General features: G+C 66.4%; 15 protein-coding genes and 1 tRNA gene. 9 read left to right on the plus strand and 7 right to left on the minus strand.

Features of this window, described 5'->3' with window-relative positions; genetic code table 11:
* Positions 1-7 precede the first annotated feature (7 nt).
* From ACEWPL_RS05525 to ACEWPL_RS05545, 5 genes are all read left to right on the plus strand, one after another.
* Positions 8-859 carry a tetratricopeptide repeat protein gene (locus ACEWPL_RS05525; RefSeq protein ID WP_393933948.1) on the plus strand — a complete coding sequence of 284 codons (852 nt, stop codon included), beginning with the start codon at positions 8-10 and terminating at the stop codon, positions 857-859.
* A complete protein-coding gene (gene tilS / locus ACEWPL_RS05530) occupies positions 856-2,100 on the plus strand; it encodes a tRNA lysidine(34) synthetase TilS (protein WP_393933950.1) in 1,245 nt (414 codons plus the stop codon). Before ACEWPL_RS05525 ends, tilS begins: the two co-directional genes overlap by 4 nt.
* 80 nt (positions 2,101-2,180) lie before the next feature.
* Positions 2,181-4,103 (plus strand): ATP-dependent zinc metalloprotease FtsH, encoded by a 1,923-nt coding sequence (gene ftsH / locus ACEWPL_RS05535; RefSeq protein ID WP_393933952.1) that lies wholly within the window; start codon positions 2,181-2,183, stop codon positions 4,101-4,103.
* 83 nt (positions 4,104-4,186) lie between these two features.
* Positions 4,187-4,894 carry a methyltransferase domain-containing protein gene (locus tag ACEWPL_RS05540; protein ID WP_393934189.1) on the plus strand — a complete coding sequence of 236 codons (708 nt, stop codon included), beginning with the start codon at positions 4,187-4,189 and terminating at the stop codon, positions 4,892-4,894.
* A 97-nt stretch (positions 4,895-4,991) separates the two neighbouring features.
* Positions 4,992-5,576 (plus strand): MOSC domain-containing protein, encoded by a 585-nt coding sequence (locus ACEWPL_RS05545; protein WP_393933954.1) that lies wholly within the window; start codon positions 4,992-4,994, stop codon positions 5,574-5,576.
* 45 nt (positions 5,577-5,621) lie between these two features.
* On the opposite strand, the gene ygfZ is transcribed toward ACEWPL_RS05545, so the two are convergent.
* The gene (gene ygfZ, locus ACEWPL_RS05550) at positions 5,622-6,350 is read right to left on the minus strand and encodes a CAF17-like 4Fe-4S cluster assembly/insertion protein YgfZ (RefSeq protein WP_393933956.1); all 729 of its coding nucleotides are present in this window, start codon (positions 6,348-6,350) and stop codon (positions 5,622-5,624) included.
* A gap of 69 nt (positions 6,351-6,419) precedes the next feature.
* Between ygfZ and ACEWPL_RS05555 the strand changes: the two genes are divergently transcribed.
* Together ACEWPL_RS05555 and ACEWPL_RS05560 are read left to right on the plus strand one after the other, a co-directional pair.
* Positions 6,420-7,091, plus strand: a complete 672-nt coding sequence (locus ACEWPL_RS05555) for a TIGR04283 family arsenosugar biosynthesis glycosyltransferase (protein ID WP_393933958.1) — start codon at positions 6,420-6,422, stop codon at positions 7,089-7,091.
* A gap of 106 nt (positions 7,092-7,197) precedes the next feature.
* A tRNA-Gly gene (locus ACEWPL_RS05560) sits at positions 7,198-7,271 on the plus strand.
* A gap of 8 nt (positions 7,272-7,279) precedes the next feature.
* Here ACEWPL_RS05560 and ACEWPL_RS05565 read toward each other — a convergent pair.
* The 5 genes from ACEWPL_RS05565 to ACEWPL_RS05585 form a co-directional block, all read right to left on the minus strand.
* Positions 7,280-8,590 carry an NAD(P)/FAD-dependent oxidoreductase gene (locus tag ACEWPL_RS05565; protein ID WP_393933960.1) on the minus strand — a complete coding sequence of 437 codons (1,311 nt, stop codon included), beginning with the start codon at positions 8,588-8,590 and terminating at the stop codon, positions 7,280-7,282.
* An 80-nt stretch (positions 8,591-8,670) separates the two neighbouring features.
* A complete protein-coding gene (locus ACEWPL_RS05570) occupies positions 8,671-9,237 on the minus strand; it encodes a sarcosine oxidase subunit gamma (protein WP_393933962.1) in 567 nt (188 codons plus the stop codon).
* On the minus strand, positions 9,230-12,178 hold the full coding sequence (locus ACEWPL_RS05575) for a sarcosine oxidase subunit alpha family protein (protein ID WP_393933964.1): 2,949 nt from the start codon (positions 12,176-12,178) through the stop codon (positions 9,230-9,232). The genes ACEWPL_RS05570 and ACEWPL_RS05575 overlap by 8 nt, the downstream gene beginning before the upstream one ends.
* The gene (locus tag ACEWPL_RS05580; RefSeq protein WP_393933966.1) at positions 12,175-12,462 is read right to left on the minus strand and encodes a sarcosine oxidase subunit delta; all 288 of its coding nucleotides are present in this window, start codon (positions 12,460-12,462) and stop codon (positions 12,175-12,177) included. Before ACEWPL_RS05580 ends, ACEWPL_RS05575 begins: the two co-directional genes overlap by 4 nt.
* 64 nt (positions 12,463-12,526) lie before the next feature.
* Positions 12,527-13,777, minus strand: a complete 1,251-nt coding sequence (locus ACEWPL_RS05585) for a sarcosine oxidase subunit beta family protein (protein WP_393933968.1) — start codon at positions 13,775-13,777, stop codon at positions 12,527-12,529.
* Between the two features lie 78 nt (positions 13,778-13,855).
* Between ACEWPL_RS05585 and ACEWPL_RS05590 the strand changes: the two genes are divergently transcribed.
* Positions 13,856-14,830, plus strand: a complete 975-nt coding sequence (locus ACEWPL_RS05590) for a GlxA family transcriptional regulator (protein WP_420744328.1) — start codon at positions 13,856-13,858, stop codon at positions 14,828-14,830.
* On the opposite strand, the gene dapA is transcribed toward ACEWPL_RS05590, so the two are convergent.
* A complete protein-coding gene (gene dapA / locus ACEWPL_RS05595; protein WP_393933972.1) occupies positions 14,827-15,702 on the minus strand; it encodes a 4-hydroxy-tetrahydrodipicolinate synthase in 876 nt (291 codons plus the stop codon). The two genes, ACEWPL_RS05590 and dapA, sit on opposite strands and share 4 nt — an antisense overlap.
* Before the next feature lie 158 nt (positions 15,703-15,860).
* Here dapA and ACEWPL_RS05600 point away from each other — a divergent pair, with 158 nt between their 5' ends.
* Positions 15,861-17,846: a lytic transglycosylase domain-containing protein gene (locus tag ACEWPL_RS05600; RefSeq protein WP_393933974.1), complete on the plus strand. Its 1,986-nt coding sequence runs from the start codon at positions 15,861-15,863 to the stop codon at positions 17,844-17,846.
* Positions 17,847-17,852: the final 6 nt, after the last annotated feature.

A 17,852-nucleotide genomic window follows, 5' to 3' on the forward strand; every position in this document is an offset into this window, starting at 1 on the left:
CCCGCCCATGCGCCGCATTTTTGTCCTGATCGCCGTTGCCACTTTTGCCCTTCCTGTCCATGCGCAGGACAAAGCCGCTACTTTGGCCGATATCCGGCAGGAGCTGACGGTCCTTTACGTCGAGGTGCAAAAGCTGCGGCGCGAGCTGAGTACGACAGGCGCGGCGGGCCAGCTCAGCACGTCCGGCTCGGTCCTTGACCGGGTCGGCGCGATCGAGAGCGAGCTTCAGCGCCTGACGGCCCGCACCGAAGAGATGCAGCTGCGCATCGACCGGGTGGTCAGCGACGGCACCAACCGCATCGGCGATCTGGAGTTTCGCCTGGTCGAGCTTGAGGGCGGCGACACCTCGCAACTGAGCGAAACGACGACGCTGGGCGGCGGTGATATGCCCGCCACCGGCGGCGGTGTCTCGGGCGGTGCGCCCGCAATCGAGCCTGCCCAGCCTGAAGGCGCGACAGAGCCGACCGGATCGCTGGCCGTGGGCGAGCAGGCCGATTTCGACGCAGCCGAGGCGGCGATGGCTTCGGGCGATACCGCCGGCGCTGCCGAGAAATATGCCAATTTCCTGCAGACCTATCCCGGCAGCCCGCTGGCGCCGCGCGCCTATCTGGCCCGCGGCAAGGCGTTGGAGCAGGGGGGCAACGTGAAGGACGCCGCGAAATCCTATCTGGACGGATTTTCCGCCAACAAGGAAGGCCCGCAGGCTGCGGAATCGCTCTATCGTCTTGGCCGGGCACTGGGCCAGCTGGGGCAGGACGATGCCGCCTGCCAGACCCTGCGCGAAGTCGAGGCCCGCTTTGCCGGCAGCCCGTCGGCGGCTGATGCGCGCAGCGAAATGCAGACGCTCGCCTGCCAGTGACCGAAGGCGCGGGCGCCGATCTGCGCGCTCTGATCCCGGCCCATTTTCAGGATGACGCCCGCCCGCTCGGCATTGCCGTGTCGGGCGGTAGCGATTCCATGGCCCTTCTGCACCTGATGGTGGAATGGGGCCGCGCCCCGCTGCGCTGCGTCACGGTCGATCACCGCCTGCGCCCCGAGGCGGGGGATGAGGCCGCGCAGGTCGCGCAGGTCTGCGCCGGTCTGGGCATCGCGCATGACACGCTGGTCTGGGACGGCTGGGACGGGCAGGGCAACCTGCCCGCCGCCGCGCGTGAGGCGCGCTATGCGCTGATGGCGGGTTGGGCCGCACGGCATGGTCTGGCGGGCCTTGTGCTGGGCCATACCCGCGACGACGTCGCCGAGACATTGCTGATGCGGCTTGCCCGCCGCGCCGGGGTGGAGGGCCTTGCCGCGATGCAGGCGCGCCGCGCGGCGCATGGCACCGTGCTGCACCGGCCCTTGCTGGCCGCCGGACGCGGCGATCTGCGCGCCTATCTTGCGCAGCGCGGCATTCAGTGGGCCGAGGACCCCAGCAATGATGATCCGCGCTATCGCCGCACGCTGGCGCGCCGCGCGCTGGCGGCATTCGCCCCGGTCGGCATCGACGCTCCTGCGCTGGCGGATGTCGCCGCGCATCTGGCCGAGGCAAGCGCGACGCTGGGCCACTATGCGGCCTTGGAGGCGGAGCACATCGTGAGGGCCGATCAAGGCGATCTTCTGTTGGACGCCGCGGGCTTCGCCGCGCTGCGCCCTGACATCGCGCGCCGGATCCTTGGCGCGGCCATCGGCTGGATCGCCGGGCCGGGGGTGCGCCTGCGCGGGCCGGACGTCACGCGGCTGATGGCCGCCATCGCCGCCGGGCAGGGCGGCACGCTGGCGGGCTGCCGGATCACGCAATGCAGGGGACAGATCCGCTTGGCGCGCGAATTTGCCGCGGTGGCAGGTCTGCGCGCCGATCTTGGCGAGCCGTGGGATGGCCGCTGGCGCCTGATCGGTCCACCAGCGCCCGGCGCGCATATCGCCGCGCTCGGCCCCGAGGGCCGCACCCTTTGCCCGGAATGGCGCGAATCCGGCCTGCCTGCGCATTCCATCGACGCCTCGCCCGCCCTCTGGCGCGGCGCCGCCTTGCTGGCTGCACCGCTTGCACGCTACAGTTCTGAGTACCGCGCCGCGCCTTGCCGCGCCCTGAGTGATTTCCACGCGGCGCTATTATCGCATTGAACAAGAGGGCATGATCTCTATTTAAGATACACGGCCCGCGTGATATGCCCGCGGGCGACCGAAAGTTTAGGAGAGTTTCCTTGGGCAACGCACGTAATATAGCCTTCTGGCTGGTTCTGTTCCTGTTGGTTCTGGCGCTGTTCAACCTCTTCAGCGGCGGCGGCGGCACGCTTCAGAGCCAATCGGTGAAATATTCCGAGTTCGTGGCGGCCGTGAATGACGACGCCGTGACCAATGTCACGCTGGACGGCGAAACCGTCCAGTTCCGCAAGACGGATGGCAAGGATTACGTGGCGATCAAGCCGGCGGATGCAGAAGTCACGCAGCTTCTCATCGACGAGGGCATCCCCGTTACGGCCAAGGCTCAGGAAGAATCGGGGTTCCAGACCTTCCTTCTGTCGCTCTTGCCCTTCCTTCTGCTGATCGGCGTCTGGATCTATTTCATGAACCGGATGCAGGGCGGCGGCAAAGGTGGCGCGATGGGCTTTGGCAAGTCCAAGGCCAAGATGCTGACCGAGAAATCGGGACGCGTGACATTCGATGACGTGGCCGGCATCGACGAGGCCAAGGAAGAACTGGAGGAGATCGTCGAATTCCTGCGCAACCCGCAGAAGTTCAGCCGCCTTGGAGGGCAGATCCCCAAGGGCGCCTTGCTGGTGGGCCCTCCGGGCACTGGTAAGACGCTGCTGGCGCGCGCGATCGCCGGCGAGGCGGGCGTGCCCTTCTTCACTATCTCGGGCTCCGACTTTGTCGAGATGTTCGTGGGTGTTGGCGCAAGCCGCGTCCGTGACATGTTCGAGCAGGCCAAGAAGAACGCGCCCTGCATCGTCTTCATCGACGAGATCGACGCCGTGGGTCGTCACCGCGGTGCCGGCTATGGCGGCGGCAATGACGAGCGCGAGCAGACGCTGAACCAGCTTCTGGTCGAGATGGACGGCTTTGAGGCCAATGAGGGCGTCATCATCGTCGCGGCGACCAACCGCAAAGACGTTCTGGACCCCGCGCTGCTGCGTCCGGGCCGTTTCGACCGTCAGGTGACTGTCCCGAACCCCGACATCAAGGGCCGCGAGAAGATCCTGGGCGTTCACGCGCGCAAGACGCCGCTGGGGCCCGATGTGGACCTGCGCATCATCGCGCGCGGCACGCCGGGCTTTTCGGGTGCGGATCTGGCCAACCTCGTGAACGAGGCCGCGTTGATGGCCGCTCGGATCGGTCGCCGCTTTGTCGCGATGGAAGATTTCGAGATGGCCAAGGACAAGGTGATGATGGGCGCCGAGCGCCGCTCGATGGTTCTGACGCAGGACCAGAAGGAAAAGACCGCCTATCACGAGGCCGGACACGCCATCGTTGGCCTCGCGCTGCCCAAATGCGATCCGGTCTACAAGGCCACGATCATCCCGCGTGGCGGCGCGCTGGGCATGGTGGTCAGCCTGCCCGAGATTGACCGCCTGAATTGGCACAAGTCCGAATGCGAGCAGAAGCTGGCGATGACGATGGCCGGGAAGGCCGCCGAGATCATCAAGTATGGCGAGGATGACGTCTCGAACGGCCCCGCAGGCGATATCCAGCAGGCCAGCGGTCTGGCTCGTGCAATGGTTCTGCGCTGGGGCATGTCCGACAAGGTCGGCAATATCGACTACCAGCAGGCGCATGAGGGCTACATGGGCAATGGCGCGGGCAGCTTCTCGATCTCGGCTCATACCAAGGAGCTGATCGAGGCAGAGGTGAAGCGCATGATCGACGAGGCCTATGCCACCGCTCACCGCATCCTCATGGAGAAAAAGGATGAGTGGGAACGTCTGGCCGAAGGCCTTCTGGAATACGAGACGTTGACCGGCGAGGAAATCCAGCGCGTCGCCCGGGGCGAGCCGCCCCAGTCGAGCGACGATGACGACGGCTCGGACACCGGCAGCGCGCCGTCGGTCACGGCCATCCCCAAGACCAAGCCCAAGGCGCCGCGCGGCGGCGACGGCGGCGGAATGGAGCCCGAGCCGACAGCGTGACGAGCATGCCGACCGCCTCTCCCAAGACGGATTGGAATCCGCGCGCCTATGCGCGGTTCCAGGATTTACGCCTGCGCCCCGCGATGGACCTGCTGAACGCGGTGGGCCAGATGGGGGCGGGCGATGTGATCGACCTTGGCTGCGGTGCGGGCCAGATGGGCGCGGCACTGGCAGAACGCTCGATGGGCCGCGACGTGATTGGCGTCGATGCCTCCCCGGCAATGCTAGAAAAGGCGCGCCAGTCGCGCGGCTATAGCAGCCTCGGGCAGGCCGATATCCGCGAGTGGCATCCGCGCCGCGCACCGGGCCTGATCTACTCCAACGCGGTGCTGCACTGGCTGGACGACCACGAAACGCTTATGCCGCGGCTGGCCGCGATGTTGGGCAAGGGCGGCACGCTGGCCGTGCAATTGCCCCATCAGAACAATGCGCCGTCGCATCGCGTCTGGTTGACGCTGGTCGAGGATCTCTTTCCGGGCCGGGTTGATACCGGCGCGGGGCCGGGCGTTCTGCCCCCGGTCGAATACGATGCGCTGCTGGCCCCCAAGGGCCGCTTTCGCATGTGGGAGACCGAGTACTACCAACGTCTCACCGCCGAGGCTGGAAGCCACCCCGTGCGCCGCTATACCGAGAGCACCTATGCGCGCCCAATTCTGGACGCGCTGGACGAGGATGAGCGCGCGGCGCTGATCGCCCGTTACGAAGAGGTGATGCAGAGCGCCTATCCCGTGCGCGCCGATGGCAGCGTCCTTTTTCCCTTTCGCCGACTCTTTTTCACGCTCACGGTCTGATGCCGGGGCCTGATCGGCCGCATCACATTTCGGCGTTTGACAGACCTGCGGCGCGCGGCAAGATGCGCGGGTCCTCTGATCCCACCGGAGCCTGCGCATGCCTGCCCTCAAACTGACCTCCTACACCGCCCGCATCACATGGCTGGGTCTCGTGCCCGAGCCGCGTCCCGACATCCGCTCGCGCCCGCTGGACGCGGTCGAGCTGAGCTATGCTGGTGTGGTGGGCGAGATGCATTCAGGCCTCACCCGCCCCTCCTGCGTCCGCGTGAAAGAGCAGTTTGCCCAAGGCACCGAGATCGCCAATACCCGCCAGCTCAGCATCGTCTCAGCCGAGGAACTGGTCGAGATTGCCGCGCGCATGGAGCTCGACGTCATTGATCCGGCGTGGCTGGGCGCGTCGATGGTGGTCGAGGGCATCCCCAATTTCAGCCATGTGCCGCCCTCGGCGCGGCTGCAGGGGCCCAATGGCGCCTCCCTGGTGATCGACATGCAAAACCGCCCCTGTCTCTATCCGGCCCGCGAGATCGATAAGGATCACCCGGGACGCGGCCCGAAGTTCAAGACCGCTGCCAAGGGCCGCCGCGGCGTCACCGCCTGGGTCGAGCGCGAGGGGCGCATGGCAGTGGGCGAGAGCCTCCGCCTTTTCGTGCCGGACCAGCGCGCCTGGGCGCCCGGCGGGTAGGCAGGCGCCTATGGCGCCTCTGCCGGAGCGACCACCGGCGGCGCGCTACGCCGAATACGTCACCGTGGCTCCGCCCGCCTCCATCGGGCCGGAGGCGCGGTCGAACCTCAGATAGGCGATGGCGCGGTCCCCGGAGCGGGTATGGAGCGTGCCAACCGGCTTGCCCTCGGAGGTGATAGGCGTGCCATCGGGCGCGGCGCCCTCAATGGCGACGATGGCCAGTCCCTTGCGCAACTCGGTCTTATGCTTCATCCGGGCCGTGACCTCCTGCCCGACATAGCAGCCCTTGCGGAAATCGACGCCGTTCAGACGCTCGAAGCCGGCCTCGAGAATGAAGGTATCGGGCGTCAGCTCAATGCCCGTCTCGGGAATGCAATGCGCGACCCGGATCGCCTCCCAATCGGTGCCGTCATCGCCGCCTTCCGTGCCATAAAGACGCCAGCCCAGCGCCGGGTGACGGGGATCGGCCAGCGCGCCCTCGGGGACAGGGCCGATGCCGCGCCGCATCTGAAGGTCGGTCTGGGTAATGGCGACATCCGCGCGCAGGCGGTACATGTTCAGCCGCTGGATCAGGCCGGGGGCGATATCCTCGGCCACGTCCAGATGCAGGATGCCGTCCCGCTCGAACACGAAGAAATCGGCCAGATACTTGCCCTGCGGCGTGAGCATCGCGGTATAGACCAAGCCTTGCGAGGCTTTGGCCACGTCATTCGTGACAAGCCCCTGAAGGAAGCTCTGCGCATCGGCGCCGGTGATCTGGTGAATGGATCTCATCGCTGCTACCTCTCTGGTCATCATGCCCCCTCATATAGGAGGGCGGCGGGCGGGCAAAAGGGGGCGGACATGCGCGCAAGGTTATCGGTCATTGTGCCCACCCTCAATGCCGAGCCGGGCTTGCCCGCCTTGCTGGCCGGCCTGATGGAGGGGGTCGAGGCGGGCCTCATCCGCGAGCTGATCGTCTCGGACGGCGGATCGTCCGATGCCACCGCCACCATTGCCGAGGAGGTCGGCGCGCTCTGGTGTGCCGGGCCGCCGTCGCGGGGCGGGCAGCTGCGCCGGGGCGCGGCGCTGGCCGGGGGTGACTGGCTGCTGTTCCTGCATGCCGACAGCATGCTGCCACAGGGATGGACGCAGGCGGTTCTGGCGCAGATGGAGGATGGGCGTCCGGGCCATTTCCGGCTGGCCTTTGCAGATGGCGGACTTGCCGGGCGGATCGTCGCGGGGTGGGCCAATCTGCGGGCGCGGCTTTTCAGCCTGCCTTACGGCGATCAGGGGCTACTGATTGCGAAAGATGACTATGACGTGGCTGGCGGATATCCCGACATCCCGTTGATGGAGGATGTCGCCATCGCCCGTGTGCTGGGCCGTCGCCTCAGCATGATGCCTGCCACGATATGCACCAGCGCGGCACGCTATCGCCGCGATGGGTGGCTCAGGCGCGGCGCGCGCAATCTCGCGCTGCTGCTGCGCTACCTTGCCGGGGCAGACCCCCACGATCTGCACCGCCGCTACTGACGGGGCGCTGGAAAATTCCGGTGGAATTTTTCTGCCTGCCGGGGCGCGGCCTGCTTGCCTCGGCGCGCGGAGCGCGGTAATCAGGCACCGTCCAGACCGGGCCCGAGCGGGCGTTGTGTAATGGTAAGACCTCAGCCTTCCAAGCTGATGATACGGGTTCGATTCCCGTCGCCCGCTCCATATTCCACTCAACGTGATTTCAGATTGTCGGACCAGTCGACGGCCGTGCGGTACCACAGGTTCGCCGCCTGCAGGAAATGCGGCCGTGTTCCCGGATGCATCCAGTGCCGCTTCAGGGCGGTGCGGCTATAGCCCGTCTCGCCGCGCGCATCGCCCATCGCCTGATACGCCGCCTTGGCGCCTAGCCAGGGGGCCATGACGGTGCCCGAGCCGGAATAGCCCATCGCGTAATGTAGGCCGCGATCCGCGCCCACATGCGGCATATGCGTAAAGCTGTAGCCCGTATTCCCGCTCCAGGAATGGCTGACTTTGGTGCCTTTCAGTTCGGGCCAGATCTCGCACATCGTGGCGCGCAGGCGGCGCGCGGCCACGTCCGGCGCCACATTCACCATTGATGCCCGTCCGCCATAGAGGATGCGGGTGCCATCCGGTGAGATACGAAAATAGCTGTGGCGCGCGCGGGTTTCGACCATCATCCGGCGGCCCGGGGCCAGATGGCCGATGAGGTTGGCCGCCAGCGGTTCGGTCGCGATGATGTAGCTGGGCAGGGCAAAGACGCGGGAGGCGTGCCATTTGAACGGTTTGGCCGTGTAGCCATTCGTCGCCAGTAGCACCTTCTCGGCGGCGATGCGCCCCTTCGGCGTGGTCGCAGCGAAGGTGGCGCCGGTGCGCTCCAGCGCCGTCACCGGGCAATGCGCGATCACCGGGATGCCGCGCGCCTGAACGGCTCGCATCAGGCCCTGATGGAATTTCGCGGGCTGGATGCCACAATGCTCCTCAAAGACGATGCCGCCGAAATAGCGCTCGGTCGCGATTTCCTGGGCGAGGCCATCGCGGGGCACGATATGGGCGCGCACACGGCTCTTGTCGGCGAGGGTCTGCGCCAGCGTCTTCTGGTTTTCGAAATGTTTGGCGGTCCAGGCGAGTTGGATGCGGCCCGTCTGCTGCAGATCGCAGTCGATGCCCTCATGCGCGATCAGATCCTTGGCCCAGTCCAGCGCGGTCGAGGCTTCGTCAAAGAGCGCATCCGCCACATCGGCGCCGAATTGCTTTTGCAGAGTTCCCCAGCCAAGGCGCGGATGCGCGCCGAACATGCCGCCATTGCGCGTCGATGCGCCCTTGCCGGGGTCCAAAGCGTCGACGACGGCCACTTTCGCGCCGCACTCATGCGCGGCGAGGGCGGCAGAGAGGCCGGTATAACCCGCGCCGATGATCAGCAGGTCGCAGGTGGCGGGCAATTCGCCCTGGGGTTCGGCCCAGTCGAGGCCGTCCCACCAATAGGGGCGGCCGGGCTCTGCGTCTTGGGTCCATAGGGTCATGCTGTGCCTCGATGCTTTGCATCGACGCTGCGCGTTATCTCGCCCGGAATCAAGCCGAAGGTGCCGGACGAGCGTCTGGCTCAGGTTACGTTCTTCGCCGACACTTCGACCGCATGCAGGAAGGAATTGGCCGAGGAACTGGCCGAGAGCAGCAGATAGGTCTCGTCCCCGGTCCGGGCGATGATTGTGCCCATATGCTCCATGATCGTGCGCGCGATGGCATTCACCTTGAACCCATCCGGGTGCAGGTCGATCGGACAGATCCGCGCGAGCGCGCGGCGCGCGCCGGGCCCGCTGATCTCGAGCGCGCACCAGGCATCGGTCTGATCCGTCGTATAGGCCGCGCCCTTGAGCTTGGCCGCGATCTGCGGCTCGGCATCGGGCGTGGCGCAGGTGAAGACGGCAAAGGCCTGATCGAGGCCGAGCCGCATCAGGCGCGTGTCCTTGGCCGTGGCAGACATGCCGACATCCGGAAGGGCCGCACCGAAGGCGGATTTGATCGCCTTCTTGGCCGCGTCCTCGCCGCCGAGGGGCAGGGCGATCGAGACGATGGCGAGACCCTTGGGCGCGGCCAAGCGGATATCGTCGCCGAAGCTGCGCTCGTACCCGGCCAGGGGCGGGGCGGCGGTGAGGGTGAAATCAGGCACGCAGGCGCTCTCCTTCGGGGTCGATGAAGTGCGAGGGGACGATCTCAACCTCCATCTCGGTATCGTGGACGGGGCTGACGGCGCGGACGATCTCGCCCATGCGCGCATCCCCTGACTTGATGAAGCCAAGGCCGATGGAATGGCCGAGGCTGGGCGAGAAGGCGACGGAGGTCATCCAGCCCTGATCGTTCGCCATGGTGGCCTCGTCGCCCTTGGCGATGAAATGCGAGCCTGCGATCAGTTTCAAGCTGCGATCGACGGGCCGGAACCCGACCAGTTTTACCGCGTCGTCGCGCATCATCTCGGGACGCCGGGACAGGACGTTGCCGATGCAATCCTTCTTGTCGCTGACCATCCGCGCCATGCCGAGGTTATGCGCCGTAGTGCGCCCGTCCAGCTCGTTGCCGGCCGCGTGGCCCTTTTCGATCCGCATGACGCCCAAGGCTTCGGTGCCATAGGGGCAGGCGCCGAATTCCTCGCCCGCCTCAATCAGCGCTTCCATCATGGAATTGCCATAACGCGCAGGGACGGCGACCTCATAGGCCAATTCGCCCGAGAAGGAGATGCGGAAGAGCCGCGCGGGCGTGCCACCGCAAACGCTGACCTCGCCGCAGGCCATGAAGGGAAAGGCCTCGTTCGAGATGTCGTGATCCGCATCCACGATCTTGCGCAAGAGATCGCGCGCCTTGGGGCCAGCGACGGCAAATTGTGCCCAGGCGTCCGTGGTCGAGATCAGGTGCACGTCGAGATCGGGGAAAAGGCACTGCCGCGCGAATTCGAGGCGGCGGAAGACCAGCACCGCGTTGGCGGTGGTCGTGGTCATCACGTAATGGTTCTCGCCCATGCGCGCGGTCGTGCCGTCGTCATAGCAGATGCCATCCTCGCGCAGCATGATGCCATAGCGCACGCGGCCCAGAGCCAGCTTGGCGAAGCCATTGGCATAGACGCGGTTGAGGAACTCGGCGGCGTCGCGGCCCTGCACATCGATCTTGCCCAGCGTGGTCACGTCGCAGATGCCGACATTCTGGCGCGTGTTCAGCGCCTCGCGGTCGACGCTATCACGCCAGCCTTTTTCGTTGCCCTTGACGAACCATTGCGCGCGCAGCCAGTTGCCGACCTCGACGAAGCTGGCGCCATTCGCCTTGGCCCATTCGTGCGACGGTGTCAGGCGGTAGGGGCGGAAATCGGCGCCCCGCGCCCGGCCCGCCAGCGCGCCGATCGGAATGGGCGTGTAGGGCGGGCGGAAGATGGTGGTGCCGGTGTCCTGAATTGACTTTCCGGTGCATTCGGCCATGATCGCCAGCGCCGAGATGTTCGACGTCTTGCCCTGATCCGTGGCCATGCCGGTGGTCGTGTAGCGCTTGAGATGCTCGACCGAGACAAAGCCCTCGCGGTGCGATTGCTTTATATCCTTGACGGTCACATCGTTCTGGAAATCGACCCAGGCGCGGGCCTTGCCGCTTGGGATATGCCATTTCGGCGCGCCTTCATGCGCCTCGTCCTCGGCCTTGGGCGCGGCCTTGCGCGAGGGGGTGAAGCCCAGATCCTTCACTTGCGCATTCGCGGCCTTGCGGCCCTCACCCAGCGCGGCGGCGAGGGTGAGCTGACCGTTAGCGGCGCCCGCGACGACCATGCCCTGCGGCAGATCGCGGCCCGGCACGAAGGCGTGGATACCTTCGTTCCACGTCGGGCGGCCCCGCTGGTGGCATGTGAGATGCACGTTCGGATTCCAGCCGCCCGAGACGGCGAGGCAATCGACGTCGATCATCTGGCCGTCGGTAAGCGTGATGCGCTTGAGCGCTTTGCGGCCAGCGGTATCAACCACGCCTGCGCCGCGGATATGGCGCGCGCCGGGCACATCGCAAACAGCGGGCGCATCGCGCGTGTCTATGATCGCGCGGACCTCGACACCTTTGGCGGCCAGATCGGCGGCGGTGCGCCAGCCGTCATCGTTGTTGGTCAGCACGGCCACCTTCTGGCCCGGCGCCACGCCATAGCGGTTCACGTATGTGCGGACGGCCCCGGCCAGCATGATGCCCGGCCGGTCGTTGTTGCCAAAGGCGATGGGCCGCTCGGTCGCGCCGGCAGCCAGAACGGCGCGTTTGGAATAGATGCGCCAGAGCACCTGACGCGGCCTGCCGCTTGATGTCGCCAGATGGTCCGTGCAGCGCTCGAGTGCTCCATAGACGCCATGATCATAGGCGCCGTAGATCGTGGTGCGCGTCATCAGGCGGACATTGTCCATCGAGGCCAGCTCGGCCACCGTTGCGGCAGCCCAGTCAGCGCCCGCCATGCCGTCCACTTCCAGCGTTTCTGCGTTGAGGCGGCCACCGGGGGCGAAATCCTCGTCCGCGAGGATGACGCGTGCACCGGAGCGCGCGCCGGCCAGCGCGGCGGCGAGGCCCGAGGGACCGGCGCCGATGACCAGCAGATCGCAGTGCAGGAAGCCCTTGTCGTAGGTGTCGGGATCCTCCTCCATCGAGAGGCGCCCGAGGCCCGCCGAGTTGCGGATCGCCGGCTCGTAGAGCTTTTCCCAAAGGGCAGCGGGCCACATGAAGGTCTTGTAGTAAAAGCCCGCGCTGAGGAACGGCGACATGAGGTCGGTCACGGCCATCAGATCGAATTCGAGCGGGCCGCGATGGTTCTGGCTGGTCGCGGTCAGCCCGTCAAAAAGCTCGGCCACGGTGGCGCGGGTGTTCGGCTCCTGCGCGGCGCCGGTGCGCAGGTGCACCAGCGCGTTCGGCTCTTCGGAGCCGGCGGTCAGGATGCCGCGCGGGCGGTGATACTTGAATGAGCGGCCGACGAGGATCTGGCCGTTGGCCAGCAAGGCGGAGGCGAGCGTGTCGCCTGCATGGCCCTGCATCTGCTTGCCGTTGAAGGTGAAATCGAGCGGTTTCGAGCGGTCGACAAGGCCGCCCTTGATACGGTTGATCTGGCTCATTTGCCGCGCCCCCTTTGCCGCGCCACATCGCGGGCCAGTTCCACCTTGGAAATTTCATGCGTGAGCGTGTCGCGCGTGACCACCAGCCAGCTGCGGTCGCCCTGCTCGTGATACCAAAGCTCCTGCATCTGGCCCGCGGTATTGTCGCGCAGGTAGCCGTACTCGTAGAACGCGCCCTCGGCATCCTCGGCCTGCCAATCGGGGCGGTCGATCAGGGCGGCGTCGCCCAGATAGATGAATTCAGCAGCATCGCGCGGGCCGAGAAGGGGGTGGTCGATGATCATGCGGGGCACCTCGGTGCTGAAGTCGGAATTTGAGTATTTTTGCCAAGATGAAGCATGCAGCGGCTCAATGCAGGTTGGGCTGGTTTCCCTGCCCCTTCTCATCGATCATGTGGCCGCGCTTGAACCGGTCGAGGCGCATTTCCTGCGCGACGGGGTGGCTGTTGCCGGTGGCGATCAGATGCGCATAGCACCACCCCGAGCCGGGCGTCGCCTTGAAGCCGCCATAGCACCAGCCGCCGTTGAAATAGAGCCCGCTTATGTGGGTGCGGTCGATGAAGGGCGAGCCGTCCATCGACATGTCCATGATGCCGCCCCAGCTGCGTAGGAGGCGCGCGCGGCCGATGATGGGCATGATCGCCATGCCGCCCTCGGCCACGTCCTCGACCACGGGCAGGTTGCCGCGCTGGGCATAGGAATTGTAGCCGTCGATATCGCCGCCGAAGACCAGACCGCCCTTGTCGGACTGGCTGACATAGAAATGCCCCGCGCCGAAGGTGATGACGCCGGGGATGACGGGTTTGAGCCCTTCGGAGACGAAGGCTTGGAGCACATGGCTCTCGATCGGCAGGCGCATGCCCGCCTGCGCGGCGACGCGGCCCGAGGAGCCGGCGACGCACATGGCGCTCTTTTTCGCCTTGATCGGGCCGCGCGAAGTCTGGACGCCCCGGCAAACCCCGTTTTCGATATCGAAGCCGGTGACTTCGCAATTCTGGATGATGTCGACTCCCCGGCTATCCGCGCCGCGGGCAAAGCCCCAGGCGACCGCGTCATGGCGCACTGTGCCGCCGCGCCGCTGGAAAAGGCCGCCCTTGATCGGGAAGCGCGCATTGTCGAAATCGAGGAACGGGAGTTCGGCGCGCAGCTGATCGGCGGTGGCGTATTCGGCGTCGGCGCCGGCGAGGAACATCGCGTTGCCGCGCCGGATGAACGCGTCGCGCTGGGCGTCGGAGTGCAGCAGGTTCAGTATCGAGCGTTGACTGACCATCGCGTTGTAGTTGAAATCCTGCTCCAGCCCCTCCCAGAGTTTCAGCGACAATTCGTAGAAGGGCTCGTTTCCCGGAAGCAGATAGTTCGAGCGGATGATGGTCGTGTTGCGGCCCACATTGCCGCCGCCGATCCAGCCCTTTTCCAGAACCGCGACATTGGTGATGCCGTGCTCCTTGGCAAGGTAATAGGCCGTGGCGAGGCCGTGGCCGCCGCCGCCAATAATGATGACATCGTATTCGGCCTTCGGCTCGGGATCGCGCCAGGCGGGCTTCCAGCCCTTGTTGCCGGTCAGGCCTTCCTTGAGGATGCGGAGTGCGGAGTAGCGCATGGGGATGTTCCGATTTTCCAGGTTACGCCCATCATGGTGAAGTCACGGCATTTGCACTTTCCTGAAAAGGTCGGATAGATGTCTGGAATGGACAAGAACCCGGACCAGCCTCTGCTACCCGTGCGAATCGGCATCCTGCCGATCGCGGATTTCGCCGTCATGTCCTACGCGGCCACGGTCGAGCCCTTGCGCGCAGCCAATCTGCTGGCCGAGCGACCCCTTTATGAGGTGATCCATGTGGGGCAGCGGGCGCACCCCGTGCGCAGTTCCGGCGCTGCGGTGATCCCGGCGGAAGCGCGGGTGGGCGAGGCGCTGAGGCTCGACATGCTCTTCGTCATCGCGGGGGGCGATGTGGGCGCTCATAGCGATCCGGCGCTTTATCGCTGGCTGGCGCGGCTGGCGCGCGAGGGGGTGCATCTGGGCGGTGTGTCGGGCGGGCCGGTGATTTTGGCGCGCGCGGGGCTGATGGCGGGGCGGCGCATGACGCTGCATTGGGAATATGCCGAGGCATTGGCCGAGGCGTCACCTGAATTGGCGCTGGAGCGCACGCTCTATGTCATCGACCGTGACCGCATGACCTGCGCGGGCGGCACTGCGCCGCTGGACATGATGCATGCGCTGATCGCCCGGCAGCATGGCGCGGCCTTCGCGCGCCGTGTCAGCGACTGGTTCATGCATACGGAAATCCGCCCCTCGGTCGGCCCGCAGCGCGCGGGACTGGCCGAGAGGGTAGGCAGCCATACGCCCGCCATCCTGGACGCCGTCGAAGTGATGGAAAGCCACTTTGCCGATCCGCTGGACCTGGGCCAGCTGGCGAGCATTGCGGGCGTGTCACCACGCCAGCTCAACCGCCTTTTCGCCGATCAGCTGGGCACGCCCGCGATGCGCTATTACCGCGCGCTGAGGCTGGCGCGCGCACAGAGCCTTCTGCGCAACTCGGCCATGCCGCTCACGCAGATTGCGCTGGCGACGGGCTTTGCCAATTCATCGCATTTCAGCCGAGCTTATTCGGCGCAGTTCGGGCAAGCGCCTTCGCGCTATCGCGAGGCCTAGTTCAGCAGGCCGGCGTGGCGCATTCCGCGCTCGACCAGGGCCTTGGTCCCGTCCGTCAGCGGCACGAGGGGCGAGCGGACCTCTTCGCTGCACTTGCCCAGAAGCGACATCGCGTATTTCGCGCCGACAAGGCCCGGCTCGGTAAAGATCGCATGGTGGAGCGGCATCAGCCGATCCTGAATCTTCAGCGCCTCGGCGTAATCCCCGGCAAGGCAGGCTGCCTGCAACTGCGCGCAAAGCTTGGGCGCGGCATTGGCCGTGACCGAAATGCAGCCGACGCCGCCTTGCGCGTTGAAGCCGTGCGCCGTCGCATCCTCGCCCGAGATCTGGACGAAATCCGTACCGCAGGTGATGCGCTGCGCGCAGACGCGGGCCAGATCGCCGGTGGCATCCTTCACGCCGATGATACGCGGCAGCTTGGCCAGCTCGCCCATCGTGGCGGGCAACATGTCGACCGAGGACCGACCGGGGATGTTGTAGATGATGATCGGCAGATCGCAGCTGTCATGCGCCGCCGTGAAATGCGCGATGAGGCCCGCCTGCGTCGGCTTGTTGTAATAGGGCGTGACGACCAGCGCGGCATCGGCGCCCACCTTGTGCGCGTGGCGCATGAACTGAACCGTCTCGGCGGTGTTGTTGCTGCCGGCGCCCGCGACGATTGGGATGCGGCGATCCGCGGCGCGCACGACCTCTTCGACGACCTTCATGTGCTCGTCATGGGTCAGGGTCGGGCTCTCGCCGGTGGTGCCGACGGGGACAAGGCCATTGCTGCCCTCTTCGATATGCCACTCGACCAGTTTGGCCAGCGTGTCGAAATCCACTGCACCGTCTTTCAGGGGCGTGACCAGGGCTGGAAGCGATCCTTTGATCATCGTGGACTCCTCTCGTCATACCGGGCGCATCGGCCCGAAAAGGTGGGCGCGGGCATGGAACGGTGCCGCCCCGGGCCCTATATGGGCGAGTGGACGGCGCAGCCCTGCACGCTTAGGCTGGGCCTGTCTATCCTTTGCCTTGATAGGAAATGCAAGACATGTCGCGCCCTCTTTTCGCCGCCCTGATCCTGCTGAGCAGTGCCTTGCCGGCCTTTTCCCAGCCTACGGGGAAGCCATCCGCGATGCGCCCGCCCCATGCGCTGGCCAGCGCGCTGGATGCCGGATTGGCCGGACGATGGGACCGCGCGGCGCAGCTGGCGGCACGCGAAGGCGCGGTGGCGCAGCAGTTGATCGAGTGGGCGCGGCTGCGCGCCGGGAGGGGCACGCTGGCCGAAGTGCTGGCCTTTCTGAACACGCATCCCGGCTGGCCGGGGCTGGACCGGCTGCGCGCACAGTCCTTGGACGTACTCGAGGGCACAAGCGACGGCGATGTCGTCGCCTTCTATGAAGGGGCCATGCCCGAGACCGGCGAGGGCATCCTGCGCCATGCCGCCGCACTGACGGCGCTGGGCCGGCAGGAGCAGGCGCAGAAAAACGTGATCGCCGCCTGGCGCAGCTTCGATCTCAGCACCGAGGAGCATACCGCGTTCCTGAACGCCTATGGCACCATCCTCGTGCCGCATCACGCCGCGCGCATGGAAATGGCGCTGTGGCACGGCCTGCGCGATGCGGCGCTCATGCTGCCCCTGGTCGATGAGGGCACGCGCAAACGCGCTGAAATCCGGATGAGCGCAGATAACGATGCGCGCGGCATCGAGGCCAAAATCACAGGCCTGCCCGAGGACATGCAGCGCGATCCGGGCATCGCCCATGTCCTTTTCGAGCGCTACATCGCCACCGACCAGCCCGAGAAGGCGATGGAGCTGATGCTGCGTCAGAGCCGGATCGAGAACGGTATGGGCGAGGCCGCGCGCTGGGCCGGATGGCGGCGCAGCTTTGCCCGCCGGATGATGCGCGACGGGGACTATGCGCGCGCCTATGATCTGGCGGCGCATCATCAGTTGGAGGAGGGCGGCAGCTATGCCGACCTCGAATGGCTGTCGGGCTACCTTGCGCTGCGCTTCATGGACGATGCGGCGCTGGCGATGGACCATTTCCAGCGGCTGCGCGCCGCTGTCGGCACGCCGATTTCACTCGGCCGGGCGCATTACTGGATCGGCCGCGCGCAGGAGGCGCTGGACGATCCCGAGGCCGCGCGGATCGCCTATGTTCAGGGCGCAGGCGAGCAGACCAGTTTCTACGGGCTTCTGGCCGCCGAAAAGGCGGGCCTGCCCTTCGATCCCGCGCTTGCAGGCGATGAGGTCTTCCCTCCCTGGCGCGAGGCGGCCTTTGCAGGCAGCGACATCTTTCGCGCGATCACGTTGCTTGCGGCGGCAAATCAGTTGACCTACGCGGAATGGTTCGTGACCGCGCTGGCGGATACGCTCAGCCGACCCGATCTCGGCAGCCTTGGCGCGGCGCTGGAGGATATGGGTCAGCCGCATCTGCAGGTGATGCTGGGCAAGGCGGCGGCGTCGCGCGGCATTATCCTGCCCGCCGCCTATTACGCGCTGCACCCGATGCAGGAGATGGACCTGCCCGTGCCGATGGAGATGGCTCTTGCCATCGCCCGGCGCGAGTCCGAATTCGACCACCGCGTCGCCAGTGGCGCGGGCGCCTTGGGCCTGATGCAGGTGCTGCCCGGCACGGCCAGCGACGTCGCGCGCGATATCGGCATCGGATATGATCGCGGCCGCGTGCTCAGCGATTGGCGCTACAACGCGCGCCTCGGGTCGACATACCTCGCGCAGATGTCGCAGCGCTTCGGCGGCAATGTGGCGATGATCTCGGCGGCCTATAATGCCGGCCCCGCGCGCCCGCCCCGCTGGATGGAGGAACGCGGCGATCCGCGCGATGGCACCGGCATGAACGGCCTCGATATCGTTGATTGGATCGAGTTTATTCCCTTCGACGAGACGCGCAACTACGTCCAGCGCGTCGCCGAAAGCCTGCCGATCTACCGCGCCCGTCTGGGCAAGGATCCGCATCCCGTGCCGTTTAGCGAGGAGCTGACGGGCGCGACCATCCCGTCCACGCTGAACTGACGCGCG

The organism is Roseovarius roseus, from assembly GCF_043355935.2.
Lineage (GTDB): Bacteria > Pseudomonadota > Alphaproteobacteria > Rhodobacterales > Rhodobacteraceae > Roseovarius > Roseovarius roseus.

Coding starts and splice junctions, on each gene's coding strand:
- ACEWPL_RS05525 (WP_393933948.1), top strand. CDS start 8: ATGCGCCGCATTTTTGTCCTGATCGCCGTTGCCACTTTTGCCCTTCCT.
- ACEWPL_RS05540 (WP_393934189.1), top strand. CDS start 4,187: ATGGACCTGCTGAACGCGGTGGGCCAGATGGGGGCGGGCGATGTGATC.
- ACEWPL_RS05545 (WP_393933954.1), top strand. CDS start 4,992: ATGCCTGCCCTCAAACTGACCTCCTACACCGCCCGCATCACATGGCTG.
- ygfZ (WP_393933956.1), bottom strand. CDS start 6,350: ATGAGATCCATTCACCAGATCACCGGCGCCGATGCGCAGAGCTTCCTT.
- ACEWPL_RS05555 (WP_393933958.1), top strand. CDS start 6,420: ATGCGCGCAAGGTTATCGGTCATTGTGCCCACCCTCAATGCCGAGCCG.
- ACEWPL_RS05565 (WP_393933960.1), bottom strand. CDS start 8,590: ATGACCCTATGGACCCAAGACGCAGAGCCCGGCCGCCCCTATTGGTGG.
- ACEWPL_RS05575 (WP_393933964.1), bottom strand. CDS start 12,178: ATGAGCCAGATCAACCGTATCAAGGGCGGCCTTGTCGACCGCTCGAAA.
- ACEWPL_RS05580 (WP_393933966.1), bottom strand. CDS start 12,462: ATGATCATCGACCACCCCCTTCTCGGCCCGCGCGATGCTGCTGAATTC.
- ACEWPL_RS05585 (WP_393933968.1), bottom strand. CDS start 13,777: ATGCGCTACTCCGCACTCCGCATCCTCAAGGAAGGCCTGACCGGCAAC.
- ACEWPL_RS05590 (WP_420744328.1), top strand. CDS start 13,856: ATGTCTGGAATGGACAAGAACCCGGACCAGCCTCTGCTACCCGTGCGA.
- dapA (WP_393933972.1), bottom strand. CDS start 15,702: ATGATCAAAGGATCGCTTCCAGCCCTGGTCACGCCCCTGAAAGACGGT.
- ACEWPL_RS05600 (WP_393933974.1), top strand. CDS start 15,861: ATGTCGCGCCCTCTTTTCGCCGCCCTGATCCTGCTGAGCAGTGCCTTG.